Consider the following 12,995-nt stretch of genomic DNA (forward strand, 5'->3'; position numbering starts at 1 on the left):
CCGACGGCACCCGCATCGTGCCGCCGTGGGCCAACTGACGTCACGGGCAGGGAGCTACGCCGCCCGCCCCCCTAGTCCCCCGGGCATCACCGCCCGCGGCCCGAACTTCGCCCGCGCCTGGTCCGCGACCTCCTCGATGCGGCGGACCTTCTCGTCCACCGGGTCGAAGGTCAGCTGGTGGGAGGCCTGGTCGGCGGGGTCGAGCCCCTCGGCGCGCAGGGCGATGGCCCGCACCCGGGCCCGCTGCAGCCCGAGTGCCTCGTACATGCCGTACGCGGCCCTGGTCAGTGCCGGGGAGTGCGCGGTCGGTTCGGTCAGGGTGCGACTGCGGGTGGTGGCGGACCGGTCGGCGTAGCGCACGGTGAGGGTGAGCGTGCGGCAGACCTTCTCCAGGGCGCGCAGCCGGGCGCCGATCTCCTCGGCCGCCGACAGCAGCGCCCGGCGGTGCCGCTCCGGGTCCAGCTCGTCGCGTCCGAAGGGGCGTTCCGTCGCGAGGGACCGGGAGACGGCGTTCGGCACGACCCGGCCGCGGTCGACGCCGTTCGCCTTCTCGCGCAGCTCACGGCCGGGCTTCGCGCCGATCAGCCGTTGCAGTGTGGACAGCGGCGCGGCGGCGACCCGGCCGAGGGTGTCGAGGCCGTAGTCGCCCAGCGTGCGGGCGGTCGCGGTGCCCACGCCGGGCAGCGCGGCGACGGGTTGGTCCGCGAGGAACTCCGCGATGGCGTCCGGCTCGTCGGGCACCGTACGCGTCACCCCGGGGGCCGCGTCGCGCAGCGCCATCCGGGCCAGCATCGGCCCGGGCCCGGCCCCGATCACGCAGTCGACGCCGTGCAGCGCGAGCGAGCGCACCCGGATCACCGAGGCCAGTTCGACGGCGTCCCGCCGGAAGTACCGCTCGGCGCCGCGCAGGTCGGCCAGCGCACCGTCCGGTGGCAGGGCCTGGACGACGGGGGTGAACTCCTCGAGCATCCCGAGCAGATGGGGCAGATCCGCCTCGCTCGTCGGAGGCGGCTGGAAACGTACGCAGAGGATGGTCATCCCGCACTCCCCGGACTCTGGTGCCACAACTTCCTTGTGTTCGCGGGCCCTTCGCCCGCCGGACGCAGATCGGCCCAGGGGTGCATCTCGTACCCCGTGGACATGCGGATCTTCCGCTGCTCCATCGGATCCTTGGCCGCGGAACCCGTCGGCGCGGGCGCACCGTCCGATCCGGCGAGCCGCCGCCGCGCGGCTCCCTCGCCGTCGTCACCGGAACCGCCGTCGCCGGAACCCTCCTCGCCGGAACCACCGGAGCCGGGGCCGGGGCCGGGGCCGACCAGCCGGGCCGCGACCCCCTCCAGCCCCTCCTCCCGGCGCACTTCCAGCAGGTCCGCGAGGTTCCAGGCGGCGGCGCCCACCACGCTGAGGCTGCGCGGGCCGCGGCGCTGCACCACCCCGCGCACCAGCAGCAGCCAGGAATGGAAGACGGTGTGGGCGCAGGCGTCGTGGGAGTCGTCGAAGAAGGCGAGGTCGACCAGGCCCGTGCCGTCGTCCAGGGTGGAGAAGATGACGCGCTTGCCGGACCGGATCGGCGGCGTCTGGGTGGCCGCCTTGGCGCCCGCGACCAGCACGGTCTCCCCGTGCCGGGCCTCGCGCAGCCGCCGCGCCGAGACGACGCCCAACTCGTCGAGGAAGACACGGTGGTCGTCCATCAGATTGCGCGAGGCGTCCATGGACAGCACGCCCAGCTCGGCGCTGAGCCGCTCCGAGGAGGTGAGGTCGGGCAGCCCGGCCGGCGCGGTCCTGCGCCCCCCGGCCAACGGCAACTGACCACCGCCCCCGCCCCGGGCACCCCGGTGCAGCTCGGTCAGATGCAGTTGCAGATCACGGCGGTTGGCGCCGAACGCGTCCAGCGCTCCCACCTGCGCGAGCCGCTGGGCCAGCGGACGACTGGGCCGGCCCCGCTCCCAGAAGTCGACCAGCGAGTCGTACGGCTGCCCCTCGGCGATCCGCGCCGCCTCGGCCTCGCTGATGCCGTGGACATCGGAGAGGGCCAACCTCAGCCCCCATTTACCGGACACCAGTTCGATACGATGTGCGACTCCCGACGCGTTCACGTCCAACGGCAGCACCGGCACCCCTCGTCGCCGCGCGTCCGCCAGCAGCAGCCGCTTCGGGTACATCCCGGGGTCATGCGTCAGCAGCCCGGCGTAGAAGGCGGCCGGGTGATGCGTTTTCAGCCACGCCGACTGGTAGGTCGGCACGGCGAAGGCGACCGCGTGCGCCTTGCAGAATCCGTACGAACCGAAGGCCTCGACGATCTCCCAGGTCCGCTGAATCGTTTCCGCGTCATATCCCCGGGCCGCCGCGTGCTGCGCGAACCACACCTTGATCCGCGCCTGCGACTCCGCGTCCGACAACCCGCGCCGCACCCGGTCCGCCTCACCGCGTCCGCAGCCGGTCATGATGTCGACGATGTCGATGATCTGCTCGTGGAAGACGACCACCCCGTACGTGTCCCGCAGCGGTCCCTCCAGATCAGGGTGCGGATAACGGATCGGCGCCCGCCCGTGCCGCGCCTCGATGAACGGCCGCACCATGTCGGCGGCGACCGGCCCGGGCCGGAACAGCGAGATGTCGACGACGAGGTCGTGGAACGTGGCCGGCTGGAGCCGCCCGACCAGATCCCGCTGGCCGGGCGACTCGATCTGGAAGCACCCGAGCGTCTCGGTGGACTGGACCAACCGGTACGTCTCCGGATCCCCCGGCGGCAGGGCGTCCAGATCGACCCTCACCCCCGACACCCGCTCCACCTCCCCCACCGCGTGCGCCATGGCCGACTGCATCCGCACACCCAGCACATCGAGCTTCAGCAGCCCGAGGTCCTCGACGTCGTCCTTGTCGAACTGCGACATCGGAAAGCCCTCGCCACTGGTCGGCATGACCGGCGTACGCGCGAGCAGCGAGGCGTCCGACAGCAGCACCCCGCACGGATGCATGGCCACCCCGCGCGGCAGGGCGTCCAGCGCCTCGACCAGCTCCCACAGCCTCCCGTACTTCTCCTTCTCCCCGGCCAGCGCGCGCAGCTCGGGCAGTTCCTCCAGTGCCGCACGGGCGTCCCGCGCCCGGATATGGGGAAAGGACTTGGCGACCCGGTCGATCTCGGCCGGGTCCATGGACAGGGCGGCGCCCACATCCCGGATCGCGTGCCGCACGCGGTACGTCTCCGGCATCGCGACGGTCGCGACCCGCTCGGTGCCGAACCGGCCGATGATCGCGCGGTAGACCTCCAGCCGGCGCGCGGACTCCACGTCGATGTCGATGTCGGGCAGCACGACCCGTTCCTTCGACAGGAAGCGTTCCATCAGCAGCCGGTGCTCGATCGGATCGGCGTGCGCGATCCCGAGCAGATGGTTGACGAGCGACCCGGCCCCGGACCCGCGGGCGGCGACCCGGATCCCCATCGTCCGTACGTCCTCCACCACCTGGGAGACGGTCAGGAAGTAGGAGGCGAACCCGTGGTGGGCGATGATGTCCAGCTCGTGGTGCATCCGCTCCCAGTACTCCCGCCGCCGGTCGTACCCGCGCAGCACCATCCCGGCCGCCGCCCGCGAGGCCAGCGTCCGCTGGGCGGTGCGGCGCCCCGCGCCGACCAGATGCGGCTCGGGAAAGTGGACGGTGCCGATCCCGAGATCGTCCTCGGGGTCGACCAGGCACTCGGCGGCCGTGGCCTCTGTCTGCTCCACCAGCCGGTGAGCGGTCTCCCGACGGAACCCCGCGGCCTCCACGATCCGCTCCGCCACACCGACCATGTCCCCGGCACCCTTGAGCCAGGCCGCACCGGAGTCCAGCCCCTTGGCCGGGTCGATGGGCACCAGCCGCCGGGCGGCGTCCAGCACGTCGGCGACCGGCCCGAGCCCCGGGTCGGCGTACCGCACCGCGTTGGTGAGCACGGGCCGGATGCGCTGCTCGGCGGCGAACCCGACGGTACGGGCGGCCAGCCGCAGCGACCCCGGCCCCGTCCCCTCCCGGCCGTGCCAGACGGCCTCCAACCGCAGGTCGTCGCCGTAGACGTCCCGCCAGGGCACGAGCAGCCGCGCCGCCCGGTCGGGCCGCCCCGCGGCCAGGGCGCGCCCGACGTCCGACGCGGGCCCGAGCAGCACGGTCAGCCCCTCGGCATGATTGCGCCCCCAGGGCAGCAGGGGTGTCCCCTCCCCCTCATGGGCAGCCGAGACGAGCCGGCACAGCTCCCCCCACCCTCGGGCACCGTCCCGGGCAAGAAAGGTCACGCGGGGAGCCGACTCGTCGACAAAGGCACCACCCCGCACCGGGGTCCGCCGCCGCTCAACCCTGGGCTCCGTACCCGCCACCGCCAGACCGACCCCGAACAGCGGCCGGACCCCCGCCTTCCCGCAGGCCTTCGAGAACCGGACCGCGCCGGCGAGCGTGTCGCGGTCGGTCAGCGCCAGGGCGTCCATGCCCCGCTCGGAGGCACGTTCGGCCAGCCGCTCCGGGTGCGAGGCTCCATAGCGCAACGAGAATCCGGAGACGGTGTGCAGATGCGTGAACTCCGGCACACGCACCTCCCGTACTCGTGAGCCACACCAGCCCTCGAACATCTGTTCCCAACTACCTCACCCCCACCATACCCCCATCCTCGAATGTATGTGCGACATCCGTTCGGCCCCGCCCCACCTGCGGAAACACCCCATATCCCCCGACCGTGGAGGCATGCCGCACAGCTCGTTCCTCGCCGAGGTGAGAGACGCCGTCACCCCGCGGGCCACCCTGCTCATCGTCGGCGTGATCGCGCTCCAGCTGCTGTTCATCGCCTCGTACGTGGGAGCGCTGCACGACCCGAAACCCAAGGACGTGCCCTTCGGTCTCGTCGCCCCCCAGGCCGCGGCCGCACAGGCGATCACCCGACTCGAACGCCTCCCCGGCTCCCCCCTGGACCCTCGCGCCCTGCCCGACGAGGCAGCAGCACGGAACCAGCTCACCCGGCGCGACATCGACGCGGCCCTGATCATCGACCCCAGAGGCAGCACCGACACCCTCCTGGTCGCCTCCGGCGGCGGCAGAGTCCTCTCCACCACGCTGACGGCCCTCGTCACCACCCTGGAGAAGTCCGAGCGGCGCACGATCCGGACGATCGACGTGATCCCGTCCGCGCCCCACGACCCCAACGGACTCTCGTCCTTCTACCTGGTGATCGGCTGGTGCGTGGGCGGCTACCTGGGCGCCGCGGCCCTGGCCATCAGCGCCGGGGCGAAACCCTCCAACCCCACCCGCGCCGCGATCCGCCTGGCGGTCATGGCCCTGGTCGCGATCACCGGCGGCCTCGGCGGAGCCCTCATCACCGGCCCGATCCTGGACGCCCTGCCGGGCAGCACCGCGGCCCTCTGGGGCCTGGGCACCCTGATCATCTTCGCCGTAGGCGCGGCCACCCTCGCCCTCCAGGGCGTCTTCGGCACGATCGGCATCGGCCTGGTCATCCTGCTGGTGGTCATCCTCGGCAACCCCAGCGCGGGCGGCGCCCTCCCCCCGCCCCTCCTCCCACCCTTCTGGAAGGCGATCGGCCCGGCCCTCCCCCCGGGCGCCGGCACCTGGTCGACGCGCTCCATCGCCTACTTCGACAACAACGCGATGACGGCATCACTCCTGGTCCTGGCAGCGTGGGCGGTGGCAGGAACGGCGATCACCCTGGCGGCGGCCACGGTACGAAAGCGCGCAAACACGACGTAACCCGCCACGACCCGCACCCGCGTACGGCGAGAAGGGGCCGTGTCGGGGGGTGTCCGCCCGCAGCGGTTGGCGCGTCAACGAACAGTCAGTCGGTACGCAACCCCATCGCGCCGTTCCGAGGACGGACACCCCCCGGCGCGGCCCCGACCCACCACCCACCGCGAAGGCGAAACGCACGCGCACCCCCACCCACCACGAAGGCGAAACGAACGCGCCCCCCACCCACCGCCAGGCGAAACGAACGCGCACCCCCACCCGAAACACACGCGCACCCCCACCGGAGCCCGCCACACACAGCGGAAAGCCCCACCCCTCACAAGGGGCGGGGCTCCACGAACTCCGAGCGTCAGCCGATCTCGGTCCCGGTCGCCGACAGCGCCTCGGTCACCGGCTGGAAGAACGTCTCCCCGCCCGAGGTGCAGTCACCGCTGCCACCGGACGTGAGCCCGACCGCCTTGTCGCCCGAGAACAGCGACCCGCCACTGTCACCCGGCTCCGCGCACACGTCGGTCTGGATCAGCCCGTTCACGATGTCGCCGTTGCCGTAGTTCACGGTGGCGTCCAGCCCCGTGACCTTGCCCTCGTGCACCTGCGTGGTCGACCCGCTCCGGGTCACCGCCATGCCGACGGTCGCGTTCGCCGCACCCGAGATCTTCTGGGTGGACCCGTTGTACAGGTTCACCTCACTCGGGTGAGCAACCTCCGCGGTGTACTTGACCAGCCCGTAGTCGTTGCCCGGGAACTGGGAGTCCGCGTTGGTGCCGATCTCCTTGCCGCTGGAGTCCGACCACGTGGAGATGCCCTCGGTGCAGTGCCCGGCGGTCAGGAAGAACGGCTCGCCGCCCTTGACCACGTTGAAGCCCAGCGAGCAGCGCCCGCTGCCACCGGTGATCGCGTCGCCACCGGCGATGAAGGGCTTGTACTCCCCCTTCGACCGCTTGAGTTCGGCCTTCGCCCCGAGCCCGTCCACGACCTTCGTCAGCGTCGTCCACTCGGCCTTGGACACCGTGCGGTCGGCGGTCACGACGACCTTGTTCGTCGTCGGGTCGGTCACCCAGGCGGTGCCCGGGATCGTCGCGTCCTGCTTCAGCGTGCTGCGGGCGCTCTTGAGCTCGGCGAGGGAGTTCGCCACGACTCTCGCCTTGGCGCCGGCCTTCTCGACGGCCTGCGCGGCGGCCTCGTCGAGCACGTTCACCACGAGGCTCTTGCTCTTGGTGTCGTAGTACGTCCCGGCCGCGTCGCCACCGAGGTCCTCAGTCAGCGTCGAGGCGAGCTTTCCGGCCGCCGTGACCGACAGGGTCCGGGGTGCGGACGCCTCAGGGGTCTCACTGGCGTTCGCGGTCTGGAACGTCACTCCCGCGGCAACCAGCGCGGCCATGCCCGCGCCTGCCACGACTGCACGCCGCTTGGGTATGCGTCGGTGCTTCAACTTCTGTCCTCCTGTGGGGGGTCGGCACGAGAGGTTGTGGGGACCTCACGAGCCGGAAGGCTTCGTTGACGAGCGCCCACTATTCCGAGGACAACGGGGAGCACACAAGGGTGAGTTCGAGACGCGCGTAGACAGCGCTTCGCGCGCCCTCTCATTTTGACCGTCCGCGATCAAATCGGACCCAACTCCCGCGCGTTCACACTGCAAACATTACGCGTGAGTAATGTGTGCCCACTCTGTGAGGTCTACCCGTGGCTGAATTTCGCCCCCTTGACGGCCGGTTCGGAGAGCCACCCACACACAGCCCAAACCCCCGCGAACAACACGAAGCCCCCGCACGCGACGCGTGCGGGGGCGATGAGCCGTGAAGTGCTGCGAACTGCCGCCGGGGCCTGGCGGACGACCTAGTAGACGCTGACGCCGTAGGCGCTCAGGGCCTCCGTGACGGGCTGGAAGAACGTCGTGCCACCGGAGGTGCAGTCGCCGCTGCCGCCGGAGGTCAGCCCGTACGCCGTGCCGTTGCTGCCGTAGAGCGAGCCGCCGGAGTCACCGGGCTCGGCGCAGACGGTGGTCTGGATCAGGCCGGACACGACGTCTCCGCCGCCGTAGTTGACGGTGGCGTTGAGGGCCGTGACACGACCGCTGTGCGTACCGCTCGTGGAGCCGTCACGGATGACCGTGGTGCCCACGCTCGGGGTGGCCGCGCGCGTGATGTCCACGCCGTTCGCGGTACCGGGACGGCTGACGGACCCGCTGTAGCGCACGAGGCCGTAGTCGTTGCCCGGGAAGCTGGAGCCGGCGGTGGAGCCGATGACCGTGGTGCGGCCGGAGTTGGAGTACCAGGTGCCCGCGCCGTCGGTGCAGTGACCGGCGGTCAGGAAGTACTCGGTGCCGTTGCTGGCACGGACGTTGAAGCCGAGGGAGCAGCGCCAGCTACTCGCATAGATGGCGTCGCCGCCTTGGATGAGCTTGTTGAACTTGCCCGGGGTGCGCTTGATCGTGAGCGCGTCGGCGCTGCCGCCGGCCTGCTGCTTGATCTTCGCTATCTCGGCCTGCGTGACCGTGCTGTCCACGGTCAGGAGCACGCGGTTGGTCTTGCTGTCGACGGCCCAGGCGGTACCCGGGATGTCGGCCTTCAGCAACGAGCCGCTGGCGCTCTTGAGCTCGGCGGCGCTGAAGGTGGTGGGGGCGTCGGACGCGTTCGCGCTGGGGATCGCGATCGCTGCGGCGGCAACGAGGCCGGTGGAAACGGCGATCAGCCGGGTCCGTCTCGAAATGCCACTGCGAGGGGTGGTGCGCTTGATCCTCACTTTTCGTTCCTCCACAAAGGAAGTCGGGGGCCCTCGTGGGGTTTCGGGCCCGTGAGGCGCAGCCTGGGACCGGCTGTCCGGATTCCGAACACGCCGTGCCCCTGACAAGCGCTGAGGGGGAGTATTCGGCCGAACGGCCGGTCGGCGCAAGAGTGCCTTTCGGACTTCGACCTTTGACGGTTCTTTACGAAGCACCCCCGGGCCTGCGCCCGCACTCCCGCCCCGGCGTCACGAAAGTGTGCGCTCCCCCGCCGCGACCTCGACGTCCAGCGTGTTCCCCGGCGGCGGGAAGGGGCAGACGAAGTGGTCGGCGAAGGCGCACGGCGGCAGCAGCGCGCGGTTGAAGTCGACCGTCGTACGCCCCTCGGCGTCCGGCGCGGCGGGATGCAGGAACCGGAAGCGGTAACTGCCGCTCCCGCTGGTGGCGTCGGCGAACACCGCCCACAGCGAGCCGTCGTCCTGGAGCGACACCTGAAGGCTCAGCTCCCGCCCCTCCAGCTCGAAGACCAGTTCCCCGCCGAGCCCGAGCCCGCGCTCCCGCCCGTCGACGTTCGGCACCCGGACCGTGCGGCCGGTGTCGTACGGGGTGAAGCGCCCCGGCACCGCCCAGCGCGGGTCGTACGGCGTGACGCGCAGACCGTCGAACGCCCGGCGTGCGGAGGATTCCGGGTCGAAGTCCCGCACGCCCCACGCCCCCTCACGCACCAGCACGACCAGCCGCCGCTCCCCGTACGCCACCCGGGCCGCGCTCGCGGGCCCCGGGTCGGCGGCGATCCGCACCTCGCCGCCGAAGGGCTGTCCGTCAACGGTGAGTCCGTCCGCCTCGGGGGCGGTCAGCACCACCGCGTCGCCGTCGGCCCGCCAGGACCCGGGGATGTCCGGAAGTCGACCGTCCGGATAGTCCTCGAGCCAGTGGGTGCCGATGAGCGCGAGCGGCCCGTACGGCGCCGACACCGTCGCGACGCGTCGCTCGTGCCACCGCCGCCAGTCCTCGAAAGCGTCCGTCGTCATACGGGCGACCCTGCCACACGGGGCGGGCCGACCCTCGTAGGGCCGGCGAGCGCGGACGGGTCAGCCGTCGCAGGCGCGGACGGGTCAGCCGTCGCAGGGGCAGCAGCAGTCGCACCCGTCGCAGTCACAGTCCCGGCAGACGCCCTCGCGCTTCTTACGGGACCACGGCCCCTCGTACTCCTCGGCGCAGCACAGCTTGCAGGTGCAGCACAGCAGCCAGAACATCCCGCAGCCTGCCCAGAACCCACGCCGGCGGGGCGGCTGGGGCGCCGGAACGCCCCCACCGAAACCACCGCCGAATCCGTCGCCGCCGTACGCCCCTCCCCCACCGGCGTACGGATTCCCGCCACCGCCCGCGTACGGGGGCTGCGGGGAGCCGTAGGGCCCCTGCGGCTGCTGCCCGTAAGGTCCCTGCGGCTGCTGCCCGTAAGGCTGTCCGGGATGTCCGGGCTGTCCGTGGGGTCCGCCGCCCTGGTGGGAGGCGCAGACCGGCACCGTGCCGAACGCGCGGTCGACCGAGCGCCGCAGTTCGTGCACGAGCAGCAGATGCACGAGCTGCGCGTCGGTGAACTCGGCGTCGCGCAGCGCGAGCCGCACGCCGTGCACCGCGTCGTCGGCGAGCCGCCGGACTTCCATCAGGGAGGTGCCGGTCGCGGCGATCGGGTTCCAGGCGCCTGACGCGGCATCAGCGTGCAGGTCCTCCACGGCGTCCAGCAGATGCGCGAGCCGCCCGAAGAGCCGCCCGGCCTCGGCGAGCGGCCCGGCGTTGTCCGGCCGGCCGGCGAGGACCGCGGTGTGCGCGAAGGCCGCGGCGGTCGCGGTCTCGGTCGGTTCGGTGATGGTCAGGAGCGGCGTCCCGGGCCCGGCCAGCGCCTCGATCCCGGCCTGCCGGTCCACGGCGTCGACCAGGAGCGCGGTGTCGAATCCCACGGCGGAGCCGGTCCGCGCACCGGCCGTGTCCCAACTCACTGCGACCCGGCGCGCGGCACGCGCCACCGGTTTGCGGGCCAACAGCCCGTCACCGTCGGTGACGTGGTCGCGCACCTTCGCCGAGGCCAGCACCAGGGACACGGCCGCCGCGAGCCGGGCTCCCTCGCCGTGTGCGACGGAGGCGGTGCGCATGCCGCGCAGCGGGCACGGCCCGGCCGTACGCCGGCCACTGCCGTCCGCCTTCGCCTGAGCCTCCGTCAAAACAGAGACGAGCAGTCCGTCATAGTTCGTGACAATCCGGGCGAACTGCCCGTGGTCACCGCGCAACGCGAGGCAAAGCCCGCACAAATGCGCCATCCACTGGCTGGTGAGCTTCTCCCCGAGCCGGTGTCTACAAGGTCTGACGATTCCGAACACGACGCTCCCCCGAACTCCATGACGACGTTGAGCTGCGGCATCGTACCGGCCCCGCATTCACCCGTACGCCCCGGCCGTCACCCGTACGCCGGGAAGAATCATATTTCACTCACAGTCAGCAGCCGTTTGGGAAACGGCCCTTGGGACACACGGACTCTCGACGGATTCGCTGTGCACCAGTACCGTCACAAACCCCCCGTGCGGCGTCTATCCACTTGGCGCGCCATCCGCATCATGGACGACCATAGGGATGCGGAAAGCAGAAAGACCGCTGTGAGAGGAGGCGTCCATGGGATCGGTACGCAAGGCAAGTGCCTGGCTTGGCCTCGTCGACGACAACGAAGACGAGCGTTACTACGACGACGACGACTACTCCGACGGAAACGAGCCCGGGGAAGCCTGGGTGACCGATCCGCGCGTCAAGGTGGCCTCGGACGTCGCCGAGGAGAAGGGCCGACGCATCGGCACGGTGACCCCGGACAGCTTCCGGGACGCCCGCGCCATCGGCGAGCTGTTCCGCGAGGGCGTGCCGGTCATCATGAACCTCACGGCCATGGAGGCCTCCGACGCCAAGCGCGTGGTCGACTTCGCGGCCGGGCTGATCTTCGGCCTGCGCGGCTCGATCGAGAGAGTGTCGACGCGCGTGTTCCTGCTGACCCCGGCGAACACGGAGATCGTCAACGGCGATCCGGCCGGGCACCGCACGGACGGCTTCTTCAATCAGAGCTGAGGCAGGGCCGCTCACCGGCCCTGCCCCCGCGCAGGGATTACCGGACCGGCCTACCGGAAGGCATCGAGTCCGGTGAGCGCCTTGCCCAGCACGAGCTGGTGCATCTCGACGGTGCCCTCATAGGTGAGCACCGACTCGAGGTTGGTCGCGTGCCGCATCACGGGGTATTCGAGCGAGATCCCGTTGGCGCCGAGAATGGTCCGGGCCGTGCGGCAGATCTCGATCGCCTCCCGGACGTTGTTGAGCTTGCCGAAGCTGACCTGCTCGGGACGCAGGCGGCCGGCGTCCATCCGCCGCCCCAGATGATGGGCGAGCAGAATCCCCTTGTGCAGTTCGACCGCCATGTCGGCGAGTTTGGCCTGGGTGAGCTGGAAACCGCCGATGGGCCGCCCGAACTGCTCCCGCGACTTCGCGTAGTCGACCGCGGCCTCGAAACTGCTGCGGGCCGCGCCCATGGCGCCCCAGACGATTCCGTAGCGGGCGTGGGACAGACAGCTAAGGGGTCCGCGCAGGCCGGTGACCTCCGGGAGGACGGCGTCGGCGGGCAGCCGCACGTCGTCGAGCACGAGCTCGCTGGTGACGGAGGCCCTGAGGGACCACTTGTGCTTGATCTCGGGAGCGGAGAACCCGCGGCTGTCGGTGGGCACCGCGAACCCGCGGATCCCGTCCTCGGTCCGCGCCCACACGACGGCGACGCCGGCGACCGACCCGTTGGTGATCCACATCTTGCGGCCGTTGAGGATCCAGTCGGAGCCGTCGCGCTTGGCGTGCGTCGTCATGGCGGCGGGGTCGGAGCCGTGGTCGGGCTCGGTGAGACCGAAGCAGCCGATGACCTCGCCGGCGGCCATACGCGGCAGCCACTGCTGCTTCTGCTCCTCGCTGCCGAAGCGGTGGATCGCGTACATGGCGAGGGAGCCCTGCACGGAGACGAGGGAGCGGATGCCGGAGTCGGCGGCCTCCAGCTCCAGGCAGGCGAGTCCGTACTGCACGGCTGACGCGCCGGCGCAGCCGTACCCCTCCAGGGACATCCCGAGGGCACCGATGCCGCCGAGCTCCTTGGCCAGCTCCCGGATCCCCGGCAGCTCCCCCTTCTCGTACCACTCGGCGACGTACGGCAGCACCCGGTCCGCGGCCCAGGCCCGCACGGTGTCCCTGATCCCGAGGTCCTCCGGCTCCAGCAGGTCGTCCAGGCCGAGGGGATCGCCGGGATCGAAGGGAGGCAGCTTGGACGAACCGGACATGACGACACCCTCCGAAACTCTTTAACTAGCACCGCTAGCCAAGACGCTACGACGTCCGCCCGCCTCCGCACCACCCGTAGCCGCCAACTGTGAGCGGAACTCGCCGGCGGCCATCACCACACCGCGGGCATCCGCGAGCCGTGGATCGAGGAAACAGCGAGTGGCGGATACAGATCAGCCCGACGACGGGACCGGGACCGGTG

General features: G+C 71.3%; 9 protein-coding genes. 2 read left to right on the plus strand and 7 right to left on the minus strand.

Annotated elements, in window-relative coordinates; all coding sequences use genetic code 11:
* Positions 1–54: 54 nt before the first annotated feature.
* Positions 55–1,038: a DNA polymerase Y family protein gene (locus QOL88_RS08000; RefSeq protein ID WP_097215757.1), complete on the minus strand. Its 984-nt coding sequence runs from the start codon at positions 1,036–1,038 to the stop codon at positions 55–57.
* Complete coding sequence (locus QOL88_RS08005; protein WP_097215758.1) at positions 1,035–4,556, minus strand: DNA polymerase III subunit alpha; 3,522 nt, start codon at positions 4,554–4,556, stop codon at positions 1,035–1,037. Before QOL88_RS08005 ends, QOL88_RS08000 begins: the two co-directional genes overlap by 4 nt.
* Positions 4,557–4,710: 154 nt before the next feature.
* Here QOL88_RS08005 and QOL88_RS08010 point away from each other — a divergent pair, with 154 nt between their 5' ends.
* Entirely contained in the window at positions 4,711–5,724 is a 1,014-nt protein-coding gene (locus QOL88_RS08010) for a DUF3533 domain-containing protein (protein ID WP_097215759.1), read from the plus strand.
* 346 nt (positions 5,725–6,070) lie between these two features.
* Here the strand turns inward: QOL88_RS08010 and QOL88_RS08015 are convergent, their stop codons facing one another.
* The 4 genes from QOL88_RS08015 to QOL88_RS08030 all read right to left on the minus strand — a co-directional run bounded on the left by QOL88_RS08015 (position 6,071) and on the right by QOL88_RS08030 (position 10,821).
* Complete coding sequence (locus QOL88_RS08015) at positions 6,071–7,153, minus strand: S1 family peptidase (RefSeq protein ID WP_097215760.1); 1,083 nt, start codon at positions 7,151–7,153, stop codon at positions 6,071–6,073.
* Positions 7,154–7,557: 404 nt separating this feature from the next.
* Complete coding sequence (locus QOL88_RS08020) at positions 7,558–8,463, minus strand: S1 family peptidase (RefSeq protein ID WP_097215761.1); 906 nt, start codon at positions 8,461–8,463, stop codon at positions 7,558–7,560.
* A gap of 228 nt (positions 8,464–8,691) precedes the next feature.
* A complete protein-coding gene (locus tag QOL88_RS08025; RefSeq protein ID WP_097215762.1) occupies positions 8,692–9,474 on the minus strand; it encodes a DUF1684 domain-containing protein in 783 nt (260 codons plus the stop codon).
* 84 nt (positions 9,475–9,558) lie between these two features.
* A complete protein-coding gene (locus QOL88_RS08030) occupies positions 9,559–10,821 on the minus strand; it encodes a DUF5685 family protein (RefSeq protein WP_179878798.1) in 1,263 nt (420 codons plus the stop codon).
* Positions 10,822–11,110: 289 nt separating this feature from the next.
* Here QOL88_RS08030 and QOL88_RS08035 point away from each other — a divergent pair, with 289 nt between their 5' ends.
* Positions 11,111–11,551 carry a cell division protein SepF gene (locus QOL88_RS08035; protein ID WP_030850887.1) on the plus strand — a complete coding sequence of 147 codons (441 nt, stop codon included), beginning with the start codon at positions 11,111–11,113 and terminating at the stop codon, positions 11,549–11,551.
* A 50-nt stretch (positions 11,552–11,601) separates the two neighbouring features.
* Here the strand turns inward: QOL88_RS08035 and QOL88_RS08040 are convergent, their stop codons facing one another.
* Complete coding sequence (locus QOL88_RS08040) at positions 11,602–12,792, minus strand: acyl-CoA dehydrogenase family protein (protein WP_097215764.1); 1,191 nt, start codon at positions 12,790–12,792, stop codon at positions 11,602–11,604.
* Positions 12,793–12,995: the final 203 nt, after the last annotated feature.

Source organism: Streptomyces sp. Ag82_O1-12, from assembly GCF_900182715.1.
Classification (GTDB): domain Bacteria; phylum Actinomycetota; class Actinomycetes; order Streptomycetales; family Streptomycetaceae; genus Streptomyces; species Streptomyces massasporeus.

Coding starts and splice junctions, on each gene's coding strand:
- QOL88_RS08000 (WP_097215757.1), bottom strand. CDS start 1,038: ATGACCATCCTCTGCGTACGTTTCCAGCCGCCTCCGACGAGCGAGGCG.
- QOL88_RS08010 (WP_097215759.1), top strand. CDS start 4,711: ATGCCGCACAGCTCGTTCCTCGCCGAGGTGAGAGACGCCGTCACCCCG.
- QOL88_RS08025 (WP_097215762.1), bottom strand. CDS start 9,474: ATGACGACGGACGCTTTCGAGGACTGGCGGCGGTGGCACGAGCGACGC.
- QOL88_RS08035 (WP_030850887.1), top strand. CDS start 11,111: ATGGGATCGGTACGCAAGGCAAGTGCCTGGCTTGGCCTCGTCGACGAC.
- QOL88_RS08040 (WP_097215764.1), bottom strand. CDS start 12,792: ATGTCCGGTTCGTCCAAGCTGCCTCCCTTCGATCCCGGCGATCCCCTC.